The 21,243-nt window shown below is 42.5% G+C and carries 21 protein-coding genes and 1 other annotated feature; of the genes, 4 read left to right on the top strand and 17 right to left on the bottom strand.

Annotated features, from left to right (window positions below):
• Positions 1 to 125 precede the first annotated feature (125 nt).
• The 5 genes from pepF to mecA form a co-directional block, all read right to left on the bottom strand.
• Positions 126 to 1,943 carry an oligoendopeptidase F gene (gene pepF / locus JOJ89_RS05080; protein ID WP_203289749.1) on the bottom strand — a complete coding sequence of 606 codons (1,818 nt, stop codon included), beginning with the start codon at positions 1,941 to 1,943 and terminating at the stop codon, positions 126 to 128.
• 81 nt (positions 1,944 to 2,024) lie between these two features.
• The gene (locus tag JOJ89_RS05075) at positions 2,025 to 2,177 is read right to left on the bottom strand and encodes a hypothetical protein (protein ID WP_203289748.1); all 153 of its coding nucleotides are present in this window, start codon (positions 2,175 to 2,177) and stop codon (positions 2,025 to 2,027) included.
• Positions 2,178 to 2,244: 67 nt separating this feature from the next.
• Positions 2,245 to 3,420, bottom strand: a complete 1,176-nt coding sequence (locus tag JOJ89_RS05070; RefSeq protein ID WP_203289747.1) for a competence protein CoiA — start codon at positions 3,418 to 3,420, stop codon at positions 2,245 to 2,247.
• Positions 3,421 to 3,514: 94 nt separating this feature from the next.
• Positions 3,515 to 5,038, bottom strand: coding sequence for a cardiolipin synthase (cls, locus tag JOJ89_RS05065; RefSeq protein ID WP_029565139.1), 1,524 nt, complete (start codon positions 5,036 to 5,038; stop codon positions 3,515 to 3,517).
• 87 nt (positions 5,039 to 5,125) lie between these two features.
• On the bottom strand, positions 5,126 to 5,794 hold the full coding sequence (mecA, locus tag JOJ89_RS05060) for an adaptor protein MecA (RefSeq protein ID WP_029282605.1): 669 nt from the start codon (positions 5,792 to 5,794) through the stop codon (positions 5,126 to 5,128).
• A gap of 322 nt (positions 5,795 to 6,116) precedes the next feature.
• Between mecA and JOJ89_RS05055 the strand changes: the two genes are divergently transcribed.
• A complete protein-coding gene (locus tag JOJ89_RS05055; protein WP_029282607.1) occupies positions 6,117 to 6,791 on the top strand; it encodes a TerC family protein in 675 nt (224 codons plus the stop codon).
• A gap of 24 nt (positions 6,792 to 6,815) precedes the next feature.
• On the opposite strand, the gene spxA is transcribed toward JOJ89_RS05055, so the two are convergent.
• Both spxA and JOJ89_RS05045 read right to left on the bottom strand, forming a co-directional pair.
• Positions 6,816 to 7,211, bottom strand: a complete 396-nt coding sequence (gene spxA / locus JOJ89_RS05050) for a transcriptional regulator SpxA (RefSeq protein ID WP_029282609.1) — start codon at positions 7,209 to 7,211, stop codon at positions 6,816 to 6,818.
• A 260-nt stretch (positions 7,212 to 7,471) separates the two neighbouring features.
• Positions 7,472 to 8,050 (bottom strand): GNAT family N-acetyltransferase, encoded by a 579-nt coding sequence (locus JOJ89_RS05045; RefSeq protein WP_029282611.1) that lies wholly within the window; start codon positions 8,048 to 8,050, stop codon positions 7,472 to 7,474.
• 113 nt (positions 8,051 to 8,163) lie between these two features.
• On the opposite strand from JOJ89_RS05045, the gene JOJ89_RS05040 reads away from it, so the two are divergent.
• Positions 8,164 to 8,355, top strand: coding sequence for a hypothetical protein (locus JOJ89_RS05040; RefSeq protein WP_029282615.1), 192 nt, complete (start codon positions 8,164 to 8,166; stop codon positions 8,353 to 8,355).
• A gap of 40 nt (positions 8,356 to 8,395) precedes the next feature.
• Here the strand turns inward: JOJ89_RS05040 and JOJ89_RS05035 are convergent, their stop codons facing one another.
• The 6 genes from JOJ89_RS05035 to JOJ89_RS05010 all read right to left on the bottom strand — a co-directional run bounded on the left by JOJ89_RS05035 (position 8,396) and on the right by JOJ89_RS05010 (position 15,568).
• Entirely contained in the window at positions 8,396 to 9,598 is a 1,203-nt protein-coding gene (locus tag JOJ89_RS05035; RefSeq protein WP_029282617.1) for a putative glycoside hydrolase, read from the bottom strand.
• 172 nt (positions 9,599 to 9,770) lie between these two features.
• Entirely contained in the window at positions 9,771 to 10,709 is a 939-nt protein-coding gene (locus JOJ89_RS05030; RefSeq protein ID WP_029282619.1) for an ABC transporter ATP-binding protein, read from the bottom strand.
• Positions 10,710 to 10,712: 3 nt separating this feature from the next.
• Positions 10,713 to 11,756, bottom strand: a complete 1,044-nt coding sequence (locus tag JOJ89_RS05025) for an ABC transporter ATP-binding protein (RefSeq protein WP_029282621.1) — start codon at positions 11,754 to 11,756, stop codon at positions 10,713 to 10,715.
• Between the two features lie 18 nt (positions 11,757 to 11,774).
• Positions 11,775 to 12,797 (bottom strand): oligopeptide ABC transporter permease, encoded by a 1,023-nt coding sequence (gene opp3C, locus JOJ89_RS05020; protein WP_029282623.1) that lies wholly within the window; start codon positions 12,795 to 12,797, stop codon positions 11,775 to 11,777.
• Positions 12,797 to 13,723, bottom strand: coding sequence for an oligopeptide ABC transporter permease (gene opp3b / locus JOJ89_RS05015; protein ID WP_029282625.1), 927 nt, complete (start codon positions 13,721 to 13,723; stop codon positions 12,797 to 12,799). The genes opp3C and opp3b overlap by 1 nt, the downstream gene beginning before the upstream one ends.
• A gap of 147 nt (positions 13,724 to 13,870) precedes the next feature.
• Complete coding sequence (locus JOJ89_RS05010) at positions 13,871 to 15,568, bottom strand: peptide ABC transporter substrate-binding protein (RefSeq protein ID WP_029282627.1); 1,698 nt, start codon at positions 15,566 to 15,568, stop codon at positions 13,871 to 13,873.
• 416 nt (positions 15,569 to 15,984) lie between these two features.
• Between JOJ89_RS05010 and JOJ89_RS05005 the strand changes: the two genes are divergently transcribed.
• Both JOJ89_RS05005 and trpS read left to right on the top strand, forming a co-directional pair.
• Entirely contained in the window at positions 15,985 to 16,344 is a 360-nt protein-coding gene (locus tag JOJ89_RS05005; RefSeq protein WP_051826957.1) for a DUF3899 domain-containing protein, read from the top strand.
• 47 nt (positions 16,345 to 16,391) lie between these two features.
• Positions 16,392 to 16,606: a binding site (T-box leader), on the top strand.
• Positions 16,607 to 16,658: 52 nt separating this feature from the next.
• Positions 16,659 to 17,648: a tryptophan--tRNA ligase gene (trpS, locus tag JOJ89_RS05000; RefSeq protein WP_029282631.1), complete on the top strand. Its 990-nt coding sequence runs from the start codon at positions 16,659 to 16,661 to the stop codon at positions 17,646 to 17,648.
• A gap of 45 nt (positions 17,649 to 17,693) precedes the next feature.
• On the opposite strand, the gene JOJ89_RS04995 is transcribed toward trpS, so the two are convergent.
• The 4 genes from JOJ89_RS04995 to JOJ89_RS04980 form a co-directional block, all read right to left on the bottom strand.
• Positions 17,694 to 18,179: an STAS domain-containing protein gene (locus JOJ89_RS04995; protein WP_203289746.1), complete on the bottom strand. Its 486-nt coding sequence runs from the start codon at positions 18,177 to 18,179 to the stop codon at positions 17,694 to 17,696.
• Between the two features lie 157 nt (positions 18,180 to 18,336).
• On the bottom strand, positions 18,337 to 19,083 hold the full coding sequence (locus tag JOJ89_RS04990) for a YjbA family protein (RefSeq protein ID WP_029282635.1): 747 nt from the start codon (positions 19,081 to 19,083) through the stop codon (positions 18,337 to 18,339).
• A gap of 222 nt (positions 19,084 to 19,305) precedes the next feature.
• On the bottom strand, positions 19,306 to 20,223 hold the full coding sequence (gene opp4C / locus JOJ89_RS04985) for an oligopeptide ABC transporter permease (RefSeq protein ID WP_029565135.1): 918 nt from the start codon (positions 20,221 to 20,223) through the stop codon (positions 19,306 to 19,308).
• 13 nt (positions 20,224 to 20,236) lie between these two features.
• Entirely contained in the window at positions 20,237 to 21,187 is a 951-nt protein-coding gene (locus JOJ89_RS04980) for an ABC transporter permease (protein ID WP_029282639.1), read from the bottom strand.
• Between the last annotated feature and the right edge of the window lie 56 nt (positions 21,188 to 21,243).

Raw genomic sequence — 21,243 nt, 5'->3', positions numbered from 1 at the left:
GAATCCGGCAGAAAAGTCCGATTTTGACTTTTTTGCCGGATTTGTTCTGACTGAGGATCTAGGTGCTGGAGCTGGACGAATAGAAAGAACAAAACCTGCAGCCATGAACGCTGCAGGTTTTTCTTTTATTCAGACAGAAGCTGTTCCATTTCGTTCAGTTTCTCTTCAAACACCTTCAGCGCCTCTTCAATCGGCTCTTTGGAAGTCATGTCTACGCCGGCTTTTTTGAGAACTTCAATTGGATAGTCAGAGCTTCCTGATTTAAGGAACTCAATGTATCGTTTAACAGCTGGCTCCCCTTCTTCAAGGATCTGTTTGCTGAGCGCCGTAGCTGCACTGAAGCCTGTTGCATATTGATAGACATAGTAGTTGTAGTAGAAATGAGGTATTCTTGCCCACTCAAGCCCGATTTCTTCATCTACTGTCAAATGTTCGCCGAAGTATTTTTTATTCAGATCATAGTACAGTTCAGTCAGAAGATCCGGAGTCAGCGGCTCTCCGTCCTGTGCTTTTTTATGAATGGCATGCTCATATTCCGCAAACATCGTCTGGCGGAAGACCGTGCCTCTGAATCCTTCAAGGTAATGATTTAACAGATACAGCTGTTTCTTTTTATCATCGATTGTTTTCAGCAGGTAATCATTCAATAGTGCTTCGTTGCAGGTAGAGGCGACCTCTGCGACAAAGATTGAATAGTGGCCGTACTGATAAGGCTGTGAATTGCGTGTATAATAGCTGTGCACAGAATGCCCGAATTCATGTGCAAGTGTAAAGAGATTATTTACGTTATCCTGCCAGTTCATGAGGATATAAGGATTTGTTCCGTACGTGCCTGAAGAATAGGCGCCGCTTCGTTTTCCTTTGTTTTCATGAACATCGACCCAGCGGTTTTCAAACCCTTCGTTTAAAATCGCGATGTACTCTTCTCCAAGAGGAGCAAGACCTTTTAGCAAGTAATCCTTTGCTTCTGCATACGGCACCTTCATCTTCACGTCTTTTACAAGCGGTGTGAACAGATCATACATGTGAAGCTCTTGGAGTCCCAGCACTTTTTTGCGGAGTTCAATGTACTTGTGCAGCAGGTGCAGGTTGTCATTCACTGTTTTCACAAGGTTTTCGTACACTTCTTCCGGAATGTTGTTGTTGCTGAGTGCCGCTTCCCGTGCAGAAGAATAGTTTCTTACTGTTGCGTAGAAATTATCTTTTTTAACGGCTCCGCTTAACGTGCTTGCGAATGTATTCTTGTATTTGTCATACGTGCCGTATACAGCTTTGAATGCGTCTTCTCTTACCCTGCGGTCTTCGCTTTCAAGAAAGCGGATATAGCGGCCGTGAGTGACTTCCACTTCTTCGCCGTCTTCATCCTTGATGGATGGAAATTCAAGATCTGCGTTGTTCAGCATGCCGAATGTATTGCTTGAAGAACTGAGAACATCCGATGCCTGTGCAAGCATGGCTTCCTGCTCGGCTGAAAGAACGTGCGGGCGCTGGCGGTTAATTTCATCCAGTGTATGTCCGTACACCTTCAGCTCTTCTTTTTCCTGAAGAAATTCCTTAATCTTTGCTTCATCCATTTCAAGGATTTCCGGTATCATGTAGGATGACACGCTGCTTGCCTGCGTATAAAGGTTTGCGGCGCGGTCGTTCAGCCCCTGATAGTGGGAGTTCCCGGTATCCTGATCGTATCTCATATGCGCGTATGTATAAAGCTTGCCAAGTCTCTCCATTACTGAATCCTGATACGTCAAGGCTTCAAGAAATGCATCTGCAGAATCTCCAAGCTTTCCTTTATATTCTTCCATTTTCGGCAGGGCTGCTTTTACCTCTTTAAATTCCGCTTCCCATGCCTCGTCGTTTTTAAAAATATCTTCCAGTCTCCACGTATCTTCTGCAGCAACTTCAGACCGTTTCGGCAGCGTTTTTGCAGCTGTTTGTTCTGTCATGGAAATATCCCCCTTTTAAACATGATTACTCCAATAATATTCTATATTTTCTATCAAATCAATTGAAGAGTCTTGCTATTTTCACTCTATATCAGACATTTCCCGACGGGGTCCGTGATTTTCTTCCCCGTGTTTCTGCATCGATTTTGCCAGGATGTACGCAATGGCTCCCGTGCTTGCTGCTGTTACGGTAAAATCAAATAAAGTCGCTTTCTTTTTCTTCTTATAAAACATACTCATTCCTCCATTTTTCTGTTTGTCCTTAGGTTGCTGCATCTGACCCCTGTTCATACTTTTCCAGCTATCTTTTGCTTAAAAGCTCATTGTCTCTTTTCAAAAGCTCCTCCTGATTATGACTCCATTTAAGATCTGCCGTTTTTCTATAAGAATACTTGTTTTCCTTCGCGATCAGTCCTGTATGAGTCAGTGCTTCCAGGTAAGCCCGGACAGGAGCTCCGATTGATACGTGCTTCATATGTGTGATATCACGTCTTACAATATGGCGGTCCCGCTTCATTTCATTTACCGCATCTTCCAGGCGAAAGACCGAATGTCCAGATAAAGAGTCTATAAAAAGCAGGATCCTTGTTTGCCAAACATAAACAGCAGTATGAAAAAGATATCCAGTCGCTAAAGGAATGAAGGCTTCGGAAGGAAGACATGAAAGCGGAATCTGCTTTTTTTCATAGAGAGTTTGCTGAAGGGATTTCAATTCTTCTGATAAGTGGATGTGCGGTTTAAGCCGGTGCATTTTGATGAGGTTAAGCCACTGGATCCAATTTTTTGATGAAGGCACTGCCTGCGGAGTTACATCACGGAGGGTGATGTGACGGATGGGTTTGACTGCGGGAATGGATGTGAACACTTGCTTGGAAAATGGGATGAGATGCTCGATGAGAAGAAAAGCCTGAAGGGATGAACAATAAGTCAGGAGATGCGGGGGAGCCAGAATATCAGGACCCTGTTTTGCAAACAGCCATTGAAAAGGGGAAATACGAAAGGTGGTGCTGCTTAATCTTACCGTGTTTTTTGCTCCAAGGATCCAGAGCGGTTCAATGTTTGCCTGCTTATACTGCGAAGTTCGTTTGTAAAACTGGACAGCAGGTATGGATGAACACTGAAATTCAACGGCAATCTTCCTTTGGCCTGTGTCTGCGTAAATGTCCGGCCTCTGAATAATCTCAGGAAAATAGCGCTCCATTTCTGTTTGAACCAGGTTTTGGCTTTTCAGCCATCGGTACAGCTGGATCTTTCCGTTCAGGTGATAGTCTGATTCAGGTTCGTGGTCAATGAGGCAGGATTTCAGTTTCTGATGGGCAAAATGAGGAATTACAATGCTTCCCGCTTTCAGGTCAAGGGGATGGTCACACACGGGACAGTAATGCTTTTTTTCGCGCATGCGGTGGAGATCTGAATGATCGTGCCTTATCGAGGTCAGATTGATCAGCCTGCCATCAGCATCTTTAGCTATAAGCATGATTATCTATCAGCTCCTATTTAGAATTCTTTTCCATTATACAATAAACAGGAAAAAGAAAGCACAAAAAAAGACACACCTCTTCAGGTATGCCCTACAGCAATGGCGAAAGCAGCCTTGACATAGATTCAAACAATTTCTGTTTGAACGGCCGGTTTTCAAACTCATCCAAAATAATCTCATGAGAGTCTAAAATATCTTTTTCATAATCATTCACAAGCTTCTGTGTGCTTCTTGTTCTGTACAGAAAAGCGTTGACTTCGAAATTAAGGTGGAAGCTTCTCATATCCATATTTGCTGTTCCGATTGAGGCAAGCTCATAATCGACGATGACTATTTTACTGTGCATGAAGCCTTCCTTATATTCGTAGATCTTCACCCCTGCTTCAAGCAGTTCAAGGAAATACGATCTTGACGCATAAAAGACAATTTTTTTGTCGGGACGGCGAGGTACCAGGAGTCTGACATCCACACCGCTCAAGGCTGCTACCTTAAGCGCAGAAAGAATATCCTCATCCGGAACAAAATAAGGAGATGCAATCCAAATGGAATCCTTGGCCGATGTAATCATGGAGAAGAACAGATTTTTGATGACTTCCCATTTATTATCGGGCCCTCCTGCAATAATCTGAACTCCGCCTTCATGTTCTTCCAGCTGCACAGAAGGTGTCATATACTCCTTCTTCACAAGGTTTTCCCCGGTCATATAGTACCAGTCCTGCAGAAAAATCATTTGAAGAGTACGGACGGCTTCACCCCGCACCATTAAGTGCGTATCCCTCCAGAAGCCAAAGTACGCATCTTTCCCCAAGTATTCATCTCCGACATTCAGCCCGCCGACAAACCCTGCGGTTCCGTCTATAACGATGATTTTTCTATGGTTGCGGAAGTTTACTTTATTATTTAAAAACGGCATTCTAACAGGCAAAAAAGAGACGACATCAATGCCCGCTGCCTGCATTTCTTTTATGTAGGATTTAGACAGCTTCCAGCTGCCGACTGAATCATATAAGAAGCGGACTTCAACACCCTGCTTTGCTTTTTTGATCAGGAGATCTTTAAGCTTGCAGCCTACTTCATCGTGTCTGACAATATAGTATTCCAAGTGAACATGATGCTCGGCTTTTTCAATTTCGCTGAAGATATGGTCGAACGTTTCTTTCCCGTTCGTTAATGTTTTTGACCTTGTTGCAAATGAAATCGGTGTATGGCCGAGCCTGTGGGCCAGATTGAAAAGCATTTGCTGGTGGTCTCCCATTAAGTCGATCTTATCTTCATAAGAACGCTGATTCCCTTCAATTTCAAACATGATTTTTTCATCAACAAGCGCCTTTCTGTCAAACAGTTTCCGCTTCCTTACATTCCTTCCGAACACAAGGTAGAACAGAAAACCAATCAGCGGAAAGCTTCCGAGGACAACGAGCCATGTGATCGTCTGTGATGGCTTGCGGTTTTCCAGGAAGATGACAAATCCGATGAAGATAATGGAAAATGTAAACAAAACGGTCACAGCCGTCAGAAGCCATTCGCTTGAAATACTGCCTGTCACGTTTTGAAGAAGGTAAATGCTGACTCCTATTAATGCTGTAAATAAAAAGACACGGACTGTATTCTTCATGTCATTCCCCTGACTCTATAAAGATGATGGCAGCTGCCTGCTAAAAAAAAACCGACTTCAATCAGAATGAAATCGGCTTTTAAATCTTCAGCTGAAATGCTGCTTAATAACACTCAAAGCGTCCTCGGAAATAATTTGTTTCCCGTATTCGGCAACGCGGTGAATCGTCATGCGTGATTCTTGTCCATACTCGAGTATAACACTGAGCATATTTTCAATGTCTTCGTCTGAATGCTCATCATTGAATTCCACAAAGAGGTAATACCGGTTCTCCATGGAATAAAGCGCGTTTGTAAACCCGCTGAGCTGTACTTTCGACAAGGAAATAAGGTGTTCAAAATCATTGAACTTCACAAGGAACTCAAGCTGCTGTTCCTCCTCCTCCTGCGACTCTGATTTTTCATCAAGGTCATCGCTGAAATGATGATCGAGAATGGATTCAATATTTTCATCAACAGGAAGTTCTTTTACTTTATCTTCAGACAGGGGAAGCTCAATTTTCTGGCCGTCTTTTGAAAGCTGGGCTCTTGTCACGATCACTTCAAGCCCTTTGTCGAGCGCCTGAACCTGAATCCAGAGCGGTCCTTCGACCATAAAATCTTCTTCGTCATGCACTTCGTCCATCATTTCCCAAAAAAGCTCTTCGCTTCTTTCGCGGTTGTACCAGATTTCATCTCTGTCAAAACCGCGCTCTTCTATATCAAGATATGAAATATAAAACTTTACGGTATATTCATTAATACGTTCTATCTCCATCTTTACAACCTTCCCTTCTTTATATGATGTTGAAGGGACAACTAAACCCCTAAATAAGTTGCACTTTTTTACACTTTACCCAAATCAGCACCTATTTAATCGTCAGCGCAGCGCTTCGCAGGCGTTTAAAACTTGTCTTGAAAATGAGACTTGCCTTTCAAGCTTCTTGTAATCCTATTTTATGATAAAACTGCTCTGAATGAAATAAAAAAACCTCAGGATTTACAAAAACAGTTATTTGCCCAGAAGGATAAGCTCATAATTCATCTTTTCGTTCATATACTTGGTACGAGCAGTCTAATACACAGAAAGAGGTACTTGAATGGAACAGGAATTTCTCATGTCTTTAGTTATGATTATCGGCATTGATCTTCTGCTCGGCGGGGACAATGCGATTGTCATTGCAATGGCCAGCCGCAACCTTCCGCCAAAGCAGAGGAAAAAAGCTGTGGTGCTCGGGACGGTTTTTGCCATTGTCGTCCGGATTCTGCTTACAACAGTCGCGGTCTATTTGTTTCAGATTCCATTCGTACAGCTGATCGGCGGGATTCTTCTTCTCTACATCGCCTATCATCTTATTGTCGGGTCAGAAGAAAAGGAAGGAGAAATTAAAAGCCACCAGTCTCTGAGAAAAGCTGTACAGACGATTGTGGCGGCGGATATGCTGATGGGCATGGACAATGTCATTGCCGTTGCAGGTGCTGCAGGGGGAAAAACGGTACTGGTCGTCATCGGGCTCTTAATCTCCATTCCTATTATGATCTGGGGAAGCAATTTGATTTTAAAGCTTTTGGACAAATATCCCGCTCTCGTCTACATCGGGGGAGGCATGCTTGCCTATACGGCCGGCAAAATGATTATTCATGAGCATAAGCTTGCTCCAATCTTCCATACCCACCCAAGCATGGGTACGCTGCTTCCGTACTTGCTGATTCTCTTCCTGACAGCAGCGGGCTTTATCTATCAGCGCATGGAAAAAAAAGAAAACCTTCCTTAAATGATAAGGAAGGTTTTCTGTCAGTTAATTAACTAAACGCTGTGCTTCACGCAGCTGGTATGTGCGTACTTTTCTTGGAAGGAATCGTCTGATTTCATCTTCATTGTATCCGACCTGCAGACGCTTTTCATCAATAATGATCGGGCGTCTCAAAAGTCCCGGATGCTCCTGGATCAAATCATACAGATCTTGAAGAGGCATCGTTTCAACGTTCACGTTCAATTTCTGGAAAATCTTAGAGCGCGTTGAAATGATTTCGTCCGTTCCATCCTCTGTCATGCGCAGAATTTCTTTGATTTCGTCTACTGACAAAGGCTCTGAGAAAATGTTGCGCTCTGTATAAGGAATTTCATGTTCTTCCAACCATGCTTTAGCTTTACGACAAGAAGTACAGCTTGGTGATGTATATAACGTTACCATAAACCTTTCACTCCTTTATGTGTAAATGAGCATACTGCTATATAAGTAAGATGAATTGTATTTAGATTGAAATTACTTTAAATAAGTAATATCTATAAAGGATTATACTATAGAAAAGTAAGTAAGTATACACTTTTTAAATACAAATGTTTGACAAAACAGTTACAATTCCGTAAAGTGACGGGAAAACTCTCTTTACACTCGCCAATTCCTGCGTTCTGCAGGTTTTGTCATTCGCAAGTGGACAGCCGGATTCTCAATTAATTCAGATCCTCAAAAATGTCTTTTGAATCATCACGGTCGTTAATCGACAGGACATCCTGAACATCCTGATATTTTTTCCCGTAGAATTCTTTATCTTTGTAAGTATGAATAAGCAAATACGTCTTTTTCATCGCTTCATAGATTTTCTCTTCGGTTGCATCATCAGGTGACCAGTACAGAATTTCCATTGGATTGACTTCATTCGTGGCGAGGGATTTTCTTCTGTATCCAATCGCTTTTGCATGCTGAAAGCCTTCTCTCTGGTAAAATTTCAGCCGCTTGCCTGTATCAAGTACATCTTCATCCACAGGTTCCACCTCTAAAAGTATTGGTTTTCCAAGTTCTTTCAGTTTGGCAATCAGCTTATGGCCAAGTCCCTGGCCTCTAGCTGTCTTGGCAACAAATAAGTAATCAATGAAGATAAAATCATCAAGCTCGGCATACATGAGAACGTGATGCTCTCCTTCATCTTTATGGTAAATATCACCCCGCTCTTTCAGAAGAGTTTCCATATGTTCTTTTGATTTCATTTCCTCAACAGGAAAGTATTGATTAAGCTTCTCATACCAGTTCATTGACCCGCTCCTTGCTGTTCATTAACGTTCGTTTCTCTCTAAATTAGATATACCCTCTTTCCTTAGTGTTAAACATGAGCTACTATAAAAATATAGTAAATAATGGGATGGTGATGGATTTGGCTGAATATGCAATGGATTTTCTGATTGTGGCAGCACTCGTTATCGGAATTACCGCCTTTATGGGAGTCATGGCAAACGGAATTGGAGAAACCATCTTTGCCGGCAAAAAGAAGAATGAAAACGTGGATCACACCCTGAAAACACAGGCCGGCTGGAGAAAAGTCGGCGGACGGAAACAATAGGTTAAAACGAGTAAAACCGGCCATTACCTGGCCGGTTTTTTTACGGAGTATAATCAACGCCCTTTGTATAATTGTTCCCGGCGTTCCATAAGAGATATTCATTGATTCCCTGATCCTGAAGCGCCCTGATCTGGGCTTCTACATCTTCTTTTCCGTACTTTTTATAATTGCCGGAGCCAAGCCAAGAGGCGGTGAAGTCCTGAAGCCATGGTCTTGAGACCGGACTGTTTTTCAGCTCTGCAAGTTTTATCTTTTCAAGCTTTGCATATTCTGTAATCAGCTCATATGGTTTAAGATCGGGCTTTTCTATGCCGAAATAGGACGTCCAGTGGCTCGGATAAATCATAGAGGAGATGACATCTACATGGCTTGAAATTTTTGAGAAGTTCTGACCGATGCCCGGTGCTTCCGGAAGGGTTGCTGTGTATCCGAAGATATCAACAGAAACCTTTACGCCGTACGGCTTCAATTTTTCCTTTGCATACGCTACAAAGTCCGTAACCGCTGTTACCCTTTTTTGAACATTATCCTGCTTTAACTGGCCATATTCGCCCTGGCTGTAGGTAAGGGCTGCATCTTTGTTTTCAAATCCTTCCGGAAAACGTACATAGTCAAACTGTATTTCCTGGAATCCTAGTTTAGCTGCCTCAATGGCGATGTTTACATTATAGTCCCATACTTCCTTCATAAAAGGATTAACAAATGATTCACCCCTGCCATTTTTCCATACGCTGCTGCCGTCCTGAAATGACCATTCAGGTTTCTGCTGAGCTAGAACTGAGTCCTTAAATACAACGACTCTTGCAATCGGATAGATGTTCTTTTTTTGAAGCTGTTCAAGCATAGCAACCGGATCTTTTATGTACTGTTTACTGATCCCGTAGTAGGGCGACGTTTTTTCAGGCATGTAGGTCAGATTCCCAAAATCATCTTTTACATCGATAACCATAGCGTTTAAATCGGTTTGATCAATCAGGTTTATTAGCTGGCTGAACTTGCTGCCGCCTGCTGAATGGCCTGTCACATAGATCCCTCTGATTGCATCAGGGTATTGAAACACGAGACCTGAATCAAACAGAAAACGGGGCATGTCTTCAGGAAGCTCTTTCAGCTGATGAACAATTTCTTTAGATTCATGAACGGATGCGGTTAAAACAGGTTCCGCTTGCGCTTGATGTCCCCCTGCTAATACAGGTATGAATGCAAGCAAAGCGGCAGGCAAAACCTTCTTATAAAAAGCCATGTTACCACCCCTCTTTGGCTAGTTTCTTCTTATTATAAATGACATGTATGGAGGTTCATACATGTAATGAGACTTATTTTTACAAATTCCAACAGGATTTGCTAATTTTTATACACGATTTCCCATGGACCCAAAAAAAGCGACCCCTTTAAAAGAGGTCACTTCAACACTATTAGTTCGTATATTTTGCCTGATATTGTTTGAATTCCGCTTCTGAACACATAACGAAATGTCCTGGTTTTACTTCGCGGAACTGCGGTTCATCTCCTGCCGTGTACTGGTGCTGGGCAGGATCATATTTTTTTCTGATGCGCGTGCGCTCATAATCCGGATCCGGAAGCGGAATCGCAGACAATAGGGCCTGTGTATAAGGATGAATCGGATTGTTATAAAGCTCTTCAGCATCTGCAAGCTCTACAAGCTTTCCGAAGTACATAACACCAATGCGGTCACTGATGTATTTAACCATGGAAAGGTCATGGGCAATGAACAAGTACGTAAGACCTTTTTCCTGCTGAAGCTTTTTCATCAGGTTGACAACCTGAGCCTGAATCGAAACATCAAGTGCTGAAATCGGCTCATCGGCAATAATGAAGTCAGGATCTACAGCAAGCGCGCGGGCGATTCCGATACGCTGGCGCTGCCCTCCGCTGAACTCATGGGGATAGCGGTTCGCATGCTCACGGTTCAAACCTACTGTTTCAAGCAGTTCATATACCCGCTCCATGCGCTCTTTATCTGATTTTGCAAGACCGTGAATATCAATTCCCTCGGCAATAACGTCAGAAACTTTCATTCTTGGGTTAAGTGAGGCATAAGGATCCTGGAATATCATCTGCATTTTACGGTTAAAGATTTTCAGATCCGCTTTTGATTTTTTTCCATGGACATTGACACCGCCAAACTTCACTTCACCGCCGGTTGCTTCATACAGACGGATGATTGAACGGCCTGTTGTCGATTTTCCGCATCCGGATTCTCCGACAAGTCCAAGTGTTTCACCTTTATAAATGTCAAACGAAATACCGTCAACAGCTTTCACTTCATTCGATTTCCCTACATTAAAGTGCTGTTTCAGATTTTTCACTTCAAGAAGTTTTTCTTTTTGCATGTGTTAATTTCCCTCCTTGATTTCAGGGAATTTGCGCTGGCGCAGTTTTACAGCTGCCGGCGGTTCTACTTTTGGAGCGTCCGGGTGAAGCAGCCATGTTGCCGCATAATGCGTATCAGACACTTTAAACATTGGCGGCTGCTCTTCTAAGTCAATTTGCATTGCATATTCATTACGGGCAGCAAATGCATCTCCTTTTGGAGGGTTAAGCAAGTTCGGAGGCGTTCCAGGGATCGCATAAAGCTCCTGATCCTGAGAATCAAGACTTGGCATCGAACTGATTAATCCCCAAGTATATGGATGCTGCGGATTGTAGAAAATTTCATCGACCGTGCCGATTTCAATTATCTTGCCGCCGTACATGACAGCAACCCGGTCAGCAACGTTTGCCACTACCCCAAGGTCATGCGTAATGAAAATAATGGATGTATCGATTTTCTTCTGAAGATCCTTCATCAGTTCAAGAATTTGCGCCTGAATCGTAACATCAAGAGCTGTTGTCGGCTCGTCCGCAATTAAGACTTTAGGATTGCAGGCAAGAGCAATTGCGATAACAACCCTTTGTCTCATACCGCCTGAAAATTGGTGCGGATATTGTTTGAACCGAAGCTCTGGCTTTGGAATTCCAACAAGACGAAGAAGCTCAATCGCTCTTTCTTTTGCCTGTGATTTGCTCATATTCTGATGTTTTACAATGGGTTCCATAATCTGTTTACCGACAATCATAGTCGGGTTCAAAGAGGTCATCGGATCCTGGAAAATCATAGAGATGTCTTTTCCGCGAATCTTCTGCATCTGTTTGTCATTCAGTTTAGCAAGATCTTTTCCGTTAAAAAGAATCTGGCCTTTTTTAATTTCAGAGTTGCTTTCAGGCAGCAGACGCATGATTGACTTAGTCGTAACCGATTTCCCTGACCCGGATTCACCAACAATAGCAAGTGTCTCTCCTTTTTTCAGGTCAAAGTCAACTCCGCGGATTGCCTGTACTTCTCCTCCGAATGTATGGAAGGAGATGTGCAAGTCTTTTACTTCAAGTATTTTTTCCATCGTCTATTCACCTGCCCTCTAGTCTCTCATTTTCGGATCAAGCGCATCGCGCAGTCCGTCAGCAATCATATTGAATGCAACCATAATGACACTGATTACGATCGCAGGGTAAATCATTTGATACGGGAATGCTCTCATCGATTTGAATCCTTCATCAATCAGCGTTCCAAGTGAAGCAAGAGGATCCTGAAGTCCAAGACCGATAAAGCTCAGGAATGCTTCAAAGAAGATCGCATTCGGAATTGTGAACATCGTATTGATGATAATGACACCGACCAGGTTCGGGATTAAATGTTTAAAGATAATTTTCGAGTGACTTGCACCAAGCGTTCTGGAAGCAAGAACGAATTCCTGATTTTTAAGTTTAAGAACCTGCGCACGCACAACCCGCGCCATTCCGACCCATCCAGTTATGGTCAGGGCTACAGTAATTGAGATGATACCAGGTTTCAAAATCAGGATCATGAGAATAACAACAACAAGGTTCGGTATTCCCATTAGCACTTCAATAATACGCTGCATGACATTGTCAATGCGGCCGCCAAAGTAGCCTGAAATAGCTCCATAGGCAACTCCGATCACCATATCAATAAAGGCTGCAAGGAAAGCGATATAAAGTGAGATCTGCGTTCCCTTCCAGATACGCGTGAACTGATCGCGTCCAAGGTTATCTGTTCCGAGCCAGTAGTACTCTTTAATTTGTTTTTGTTCATAAACATTAACTTCTTCCCCATTGTTAAGGGTTCTTGTCCCGTCGAATGGAAGCCAGCTCACATTTTCAAGTCCCTGTATGCGCGGCGGCAGATTGGAGTGCGTTGCTTTTTGGCGGGCTGAATCATATCCGCTGACAGCAGGCCCTATAAAAGCAAGCAGCGCCAATAATACAATGACAATCATGCTTACTACTGCAGCTTTATTCTTTTTGACGCGAAGCCACGCGTCCTGCCAGTAGTTTAAACTTGGTTTGTTAATCTCTTCACTCTTAGAGGAATCAATTTTAGCGGGCTGGAACAATTCTTTGCTGATTTCTTTTTCTGCCATTATTTTTTACCTCCCGCTAAACGAATTCGTGGGTCAATGATGCCGTAAAGGATATCGACAACAAGAATGATGACGACAAAAAGGAATGCAAACAGCAAGGTTGTACCCATGATGACCGGATAATCATTTACAGTGATCGATTTAACGAACTGCTCTCCAAGACCCGGTACAGAGAAAATCTTTTCAATGACAAGAGATCCTGTCATCAAACCTACTGCAAGCGGTCCAAGAACCGTTACAACAGGAATCAGCGCGTTTCTGAGCGCATGCTTAAACGCAATTTCAAAGTAGCTTGCACCTTTTGCTTTAGCAAGCGTGATGTAGTCAGAATTTAAAACATCGATCATTTCCGTTCTCATAAAACGTGCAGCAATCGCAATCGGGAACATCGCAAGAGCGATTGTCGGCAGAATGCTGTACTCAGGTCCGCGCCAGAAGGCAACAGGGAGCCAGCCGGCTTTAACACCAATATAGTATTGAAGCAGTCCCGCGAAAACGAACGACGGGATCGACTTACCGATAACAGCGAAAAATGTTGCACCATAATCAATCCAGGTATTCTGGCGGAGAGCTCCAATGACACCAAGAAAAATACCAAAAATTGTTCCCACAAACATTGCCTGAAATCCGAGGGTTGCAGAAGGGGCGATACGAGCAGCTAAAAGCTCAGATACCGGAGTGTTGTCGAATTGGAAAGATACTCCAAAATCACCTTTTACAATATTGGTCATATAGGTGATATACTGCACTGGTACAGGTTCGTCCAGCCCGTATTTTTCTTTCATAATCTCAATTTGCGAGTCAGAAAGCTTGGCACTGTTAAATGGAGTACCGGGGATCAGTTTCATTAGGAAAAATGTGAAAGAGGCAATTAATATTAATGTAATTAACATATAAATGATGCGTTGCCCTAAATATTTGACCATGTGTGCACCTCCTGGAACTATATAAAAAATTCAGAATCATCTACATAATTCGACAATTCTTTAGCAGGTAAAAAGAGAGTATATCGTATATACTCTCTTCTTATTCTTTTTGATTATAATCATTTTTCTGGTAACTGCAACTAAAAATTACTCAGCGTCTGTGATTTTAATCCACTTGTAGCTGTACTCAGGTCCTACAAGGTGGTACGTAAAGCCTTCAACCTTTTTGTTAATCAGAAGGTTTGAGGCACGCTGATACATTGGAGCAATACCCGCATCTTCTTCTAATAGTACTTTTTCAGCTTCTTGAAGAGCAGCAAAACGTTTAGCAGGATCGTTAGCTAGTGTTGTTTGAGCGTCTTTTAAGAGCTTGTCATATTTTTCGTTTGAATAAGCCATTCTGTTGTTTCCGCCATCTGTGATCCATAGATCAGAGAATGAGATCGGGTCAAGGTAGTCAGGACCCCATCCAGCAGCCTGGATGTCATAATCCATCGTTTTGTCACGGTCAAGACGCACGCTGAAAGGTACGCTTTGAACGTCGATAGTTAAACCAGGAAGCGTGTTTTGAAGCTGGTCTTTCATATAAGAGTCAACTGTTTTAGATGTTTCAGTGTCTCCGCCAAGGTACACAAGTTTAACTTCTTTCTTGCCGATTTCTGCTAAGCCTTTTTCCCAAAGTTTTTTAGCTTCTTCAGGGTTGTAAGTCAGAAGGTCCTTGTTAACTTCACGGAAATCTTCGCCCGTTTCAGGGTGTGTAACAAATTCAGCAGGTACAGCATAGTTAGCCGGTTTAGAACCGTTGTTTAAAATTTCGTTCGTTAAATCTTCTTTATTAAATGCCATTGCAATTGCTTTACGGATGTTCACGTTAGCAAGAGCTTCGTTCTTTTGGTTCAATTTAAGCCAGAAGATTGTCGGCTCTAGCCATCTTTCAAGACGGTCGTCACCTTCATATTGAGCGATAACAGCAGGAGTTGAAAGCTTAGGAGTTACATCAGCTTCTCCAGCTTCGAACGCATTAGCTGCAGCTTGAGGATCTTTAGATACGTTGAACGTAATTTTCTCAAGACTTACATTTTTTGCATCCCAGTACTCAGCGTTTTTCTCTAAAGTCCACTCAGTATCAGCAGGTCCTTCCCATCCATTGATTGCGAATGGTCCGTTGAACACTAAATTTTCAGACTTCTTACCGAAATTTTCGCCTTGCTCTTCAACATACTTTTGGTTCTGAGGATAGAACGTAGGGAATGCCATTAATGACTTGAAGAAAGGAATCGGTTTTTCAAGAGTCACAACAAGTGTCTTTTCGTCTTGAGCTTTAACTCCAAGATCTTCAGGTTTAGCTTTACCATTATATAATGCTTCAGCATTTTTGATTTTACCCATCATCATGTATGGACCGTAAGCAGATCCTGTGTCAGGGTTAAGAGCGCGCTGCCATGCAAAAACGAAGTCGTTAGCTGTTACAGGCTCTCCATTAGACCATTTAGCGTCTTCTTTGATTTTGATTGTGTACTCAGTGCCGTCTTCGTTAGCTTCCGGCTCGCCGTCAGCCATACCCGGGATTGGCTCCTGGTTTTCATCAATACGGTATAAACCTTCATTCGTATTGTTTAATTGAGATAAACTGATTGTATCTTCTGCAAGAACTGAGTCCATAGATGGAATCTCAGAAGATTCAAGTACTTTCAGCTCCTGAGGCACATTAGCTGCTTCTTTAGAGTCTTTGTCTTTGTCTCCTCCATCAGAAGAACTGGATCCGCCTCCGCCGTAGCAAGCAGTTAAGAAAACGCTCAGTACAAGCGAAAGGACTAAAAGCAATGAAAATTTTGACTTTTTCATTTATTACCCTCCCTTTTATTTTTAAAAAATTCTTACAAACACTATTATACAAGCTTTCGAATTTTTGTACATTCATTTTTTTAATAAAATTTACACAAATGCAATAAAATTAAGACTTTTTTAAAGCAAAAATAGTCCTTTATACCTATATTATCCACAGTATTTCTTCATGATATTTCATTCATTTAACATAAAAATGGCCAGAAGCACTGCCTTTGTAAAGATTTTAAATTGTAAGTAAAATTAAAAATGTATACAATATACAACAATAGCTAATAAACTATTTTGCAGGGAAACTGACAATATTCTGAGTAGTATTACTTTTCTCACAATAATTTTTTTTATATATTTCAATATAAAAAAACTATTGATCATCCCCGTAATTTAGTAATATAAAAAGAAAAAAGAGGGTATTTATGAACCGAAAATTATTTTTATCAGCCTTCACCGTGTCATTTGTTCTAGTCTTGCTACTTTCGCTGCTTTTCTATCAGGAGATCAGCCTGCTGCATTATATCAATATTTCATTTTACATTTCCGGGCTTCTGCTCTTTACTTCCCTATTTCTTCTGGTTGCTGAAGGCGGATTTTTTGACGGCATCACTCAGGGGTTCAGAAGGACCTTTCAATCCAAAGGCCGGGACCTTGATAAGAAGGAAGTAGAGGAAATGAGACTCTTCTCTGAACTCCTGCGGGTTGAATATACCCCGTTTTTGTTTGCCGGACTGGTTCTTGCAGCTACAATGCTTGCAGCTCTTGCTGTTTATTATTTTTGAACAGTTGAAAACGAGTCCGAAAGCCACTATAATATAGGAAATAACATGTAAATGCGATGAAAAAGAGTAGTACACAGTGACCTTATTTTTCAGAGAGTCTGCTGCCTGGTGAAAGGCGGACAATAAACACTGCGGAATGGACTTTTGAGCAGCTGACTGAACTTCAAAGTAGGATCAGCCGTTTCGTCTTGCGATAAAAGACGCTAAGTGATTTCTGCTGCAGAAATAATCAGGGTGGCACCGCGGTCCATTCGTCCCTTTTAGTCAAGGGGACGAATGGGCTTTTTTGCGTTATTTTAAGAAGGAGTGAGGATATGAAAACTATTTTTTCGGGCATCCAGCCCACAGGTAATGTCACATTAGGAAACTATATCGGAGCTATGAAACAGTTTGTTGACCTGCAGAATGATTATGACTGCTATTTTTGCATTGTTGACCAGCATGCCATCACACAGCCGCAGGACCGCCTGCAGCTCCGCAAGAGCATAAAAAGCCTTGCAGCACTATATTTAGCTGTAGGACTTGATCCTGAAAAAGCAACATTGTTCATTCAGTCAGAGGTTCCGGCACACGCACAGGCTGGATGGATGATGCAATGTGTGGCCTATATCGGCGAACTTGAGCGAATGACTCAGTTCAAGGACAAATCAGCTGGCAAAGAAGCCGTTTCTGCCGGACTGTTAACCTATCCGCCTCTGATGGCTGCCGACATTCTACTATATAAAACGGATCTCGTTCCAGTCGGCGAAGACCAGAAACAGCATCTGGAGCTCACAAGAGACTTAGCCGAACGTTTCAATAAAAAATACAATGACATCTTTACCGTCCCTGAAGTGCGCATTCCAAAGATCGGTGCAAGAATTATGTCCCTTGCAGATCCGACGAAAAAAATGAGCAAATCAGATCCAAACCAGAAAGCATTTATCACACTGCTGGACGATCCGAAAGTGATTGAAAAGAAGATCAAAAGTGCGGTTACCGATTCAGAGGGCATCGTGAAATTTGATAAAGAGAATAAGCCTGGCGTATCTAACCTCCTCTCCATCTTTTCTATTCTCTCAGGCATTTCCATCGAAGACCTGGAGAAAAAATATGAAGGAAAAGGCTACGGAGATTTTAAAGCCGACACCGCTGCTGCCGTGATCAACGCCCTGCAGCCAATTCAGGAAAAATATTATTCTCTTGTTGAATCAGATGAACTTGACGAAATCCTTGACCGCGGGGCTGAGCGTGCAAACGCACAGGCGGGAAAAATGATTAAAAAGATGGAAAGCGCAATGGGTCTTGGAAGAAAACGAAAATAAAAACGGGAGAGGGCTCATTAAGAGCTCTCCCCCTTTTTTTACCTGCTACATTTTTTCAAATTCCATGCCTTTTTCCATCATTAAGTACTGCAGTGCCGTCCGGAAGGTTAAAAACGTCTTGATGTCCTGGCTGTTTGATAAGCCAGATGAAATTAACAGCTGGATGACAGCAGGGCCAAAACCGACGAACAGAATCTGAATGCCCATGAGCCTTACTGCAGCCGTCAATTGCTGGATATAGGATCCAAACAGTTCAACCTCCCCGATTTCCCGTTCTGATATAGCGGTAAAATCGATGATGACAGTGGCAACTTCATTTGCGTGAGATGTTTCCAGAATTTTAGATGTAATCATATCAAACCGATCTGATGAAAGCTTCCCGGTAATCGGCACAAGAATGGTTTCCGGTATGATCGAAGGAATAATCGGAACAGAAATTTCTCTGATCAGTTCTTCTTGTTCCCAAAGCTGCCGTTTCAATTCGAATATCTCTGCCTGCAGCTCTTCCACTTTTTCTTTTTCACTTATCATATATGCCCTCGCTCAAATGAATGACTTTCTTTCATTTTACCATTGTTTCAGCTTGTTTACCTGTAAATTGAAGTTTTTGGAACGTTTTTTCGGATTCTTTTCTGGACAGAATGCAAAAACAGAAAAGAAGCCAATTTTGGCTTCTTTTAAGCTTGTCTCAATTTACTTTTGATTCATGCTCCATATCCCACAGTTTTTCAAAAAAGGGCTGGCCTTTAATCAAGTTTTCTGTAAGAATCATGTGTTTCGGGCTCCAGCCTGAAACAGTCTCATTGTAAAGCTTTTGCCACACATCCTCAAAGCTTAAATCCTGAATGGTTTCGTACATAGACGGATTCCATTCTGTATACCAGTATTTCACCTCTGCTGCATTCTTAGTTGACTGAAGCTGATCCAGGGCCATAAACAGCAGCTGCTTAAGCTGTCTCTCCTTGCGGGTCAGCCCGTTCATTTGAGATGGACTTGGAGAGAGGATGTGAAATTCTTTTTCAAGAATTTCTGCCTCATACGTATATTCTTCAGCTTCTACTTCTTTTATCATTTCATATACCAGCTGTTCCTGTCTTGGAATGAGCCGGCTTTTGCGGACAGGAATACTGTAGCCGATTGTATCAACGGCAAGAATTCCTTCGCCGTCTGTGACGACAAAACAATAATCAAGCTGAATCCGTTCATGATTTTTTCTGATATATGCCTTTTGAAAGGCGTCCTTAAGCAGTCCCTGCGGCAGCTCCGACAAATCGTTTTCAATATAATGGAATAAAACCGAATTTACTCTAAACAGAGGAACCTGATCCAAAAGCTCAACACTGTCGTCTTTTCTCCATTCGTGAAAATGACACACGTTGTACCCGTTTTCTTCACCCTCGAACCAATTCACCCATACATCATGAAGAAACAACATTTCTTACCCCTCACTTCCGATGCTTTTGTCTTTCAGTATAGGCAGGGAAAAGAAAATATATTCCAATTCGTTCATTTTATGGTTGAATTCTTTCGACAAAATCCAAAAGCGGAAGCGCCTTGTTCTGACAGAGGATCTAGGCGCTGGAGCTGGACGTGGAAAAACTATTTTACTTTTACAATAAAAAATAGCCAAGAAACAATATCTTGGCTGTTCTTCTTGTTATTCGTTTACTTTTGGATCCAGCGCGTCTCTTAAACCGTCCCCTACAAAGTTGAAGGCAAGAACTGTCAGGAGAATCAATGAACCCGGCAATAGCGGGTACCAAGGTGATTTCAGCAGAATGGTAAAGTTCTGTGCATCCTGCAGCATATTGCCCCAGCTTGCTGTCGGAGGCTGAATGCCTAGACCAAGGTAGCTGAGCGTTGACTCGGCAAGAATAACTCCGCCTACTGAAAGGGTGGCAGAAACGATGATCGGCCCAATCGCATTCGGCAGGATGTGAGAGAAAATAATCTTAAAGCTTTTTGTTCCAATTGTCTTGGAAGCAAGAACAAACTCACGTGTTCGCAGCGACAGAAATTCACCGCGGACAAGACGCGCAGTTGTCGTCCAGCCAAGTACCGCAAAAATGATGATCAGCTTGTCTACACCCGGTTTAAAGATGGTTACAAGCGTAATCAGAAGAAAGATTTGCGGGATTGAAAGAACAATATCAACAAATCTCATCAGAATGGCATCAATAATGCCTCCAAAATAACCGGCTACAGCTCCGACTACTGTACCGATTGTAATGGATCCAAGCACGGAAGCAAATCCAACAAGCAGGGATACTTGCGCCCCGTACAGCAGACGCGTCAGCAAATCCCGTCCAAACCGGTCTGTTCCAAGCAAGTTCTCGGCTCCGCCTGGCGGAACCAGTCTTTTCGTCAAATCCTGTGTCTCATAAGCATATGGTGCAATGACAGGTGCCAGAATGGCTGCAGAGATGATAAAGATCAGGAATGCAGCACCTGCAACAGCCAGTTTGTTTTTGGCAAACTTTCTGAAGAATATTTTCGTTAACGTGTCAGGGTTCGCTTTGATCCCGTGAACCGCCAGCTGACCAGAAGTTTCCGGTGTAAGGTTTGTTTGTGCCATTGTGCTCCCCCTCCTAGTACTCGATTCTCGGATCGAAGATTGCGTAAAGAATGTCAGCAATTAAGTTTCCGATGACGACAAAAACAGCTGAAATAACAGTTAACGCCATAATAACCGGATAATCACGCTGGAATGCAGAATCAATGAAAAGAAGTCCAATTCCAGGCCATGAGAAAATTTTCTCAACAACGACAGCTCCTCCAATAAAGGAAGGAATCATCAGACCGAAAATAGTGATGATTGGAATCAAACCATTGCGCACGCCGTGTTTAATAATGACTTTCGATTCTTTAAACCCTTTTGCACGGGCAGTTCTCATATAATCCTGCTTCAGGACGTCGAACATGCTTGACCTTGAATACCTCGTCAAGCCCGCCATATCGGCAGAGGCAAGAACAAATGCAGGCAGCATGAGATGGTGAATCCTGTCCCATATGCTGAATTCGGCATTCAAGGTTGAGGTCCCTCCGGTCGGGAACCAGTTGAGCTGAACGGCAAAGACCATGATTAAAATCAGCCCGAGCCAGAAGTTAGGGGTAGCCAGTCCAAGGAATGAAGTGACAGATACAGTGTAATCAACTTTTGTGTAAGGTCTTGCTGCAGAAATGATGCCAAAAGGAATGGCAATGATCAGAGCCAGAACAGTAGAGACAACCATAAGCAACAGCGTATTAGGCAAACGGTTCATGATCATTTCGCTTACAGGCACACCCTTACGGATAAGAGATGTCCCGAAGTCACCCTGCACCATGCTTCCAAGCCATTTCAAGTATTGAACGTGTACAGGATCATTTAATCCGTATTTCTCCATAAATTTCGCCTTATCAGCAGGACTGATAGTCGGGTCCATTAAAAGTGTTGTCGGGTCTCCAGGTGCAAGTCTGATAATCGCAAAAGAGATAATTGTAATACCTAACAATAAGGGAATAGCCATCAATGTTCGGCGGACGATATAAGTAAGCACAGCTAGATCTCCCCTTTCCTTCTCAATTTTCTATAGGTAAAAACAGGGTCCAGAAA

Origin of the sequence: Metabacillus sp. cB07 (assembly GCF_016839225.1) — a bacterium.
Taxonomy (GTDB): domain Bacteria; phylum Bacillota; class Bacilli; order Bacillales; family Bacillaceae; genus Bacillus_P; species Bacillus_P indicus.
This window is presented reverse-complemented; position numbering and strand designations above follow the sequence as displayed.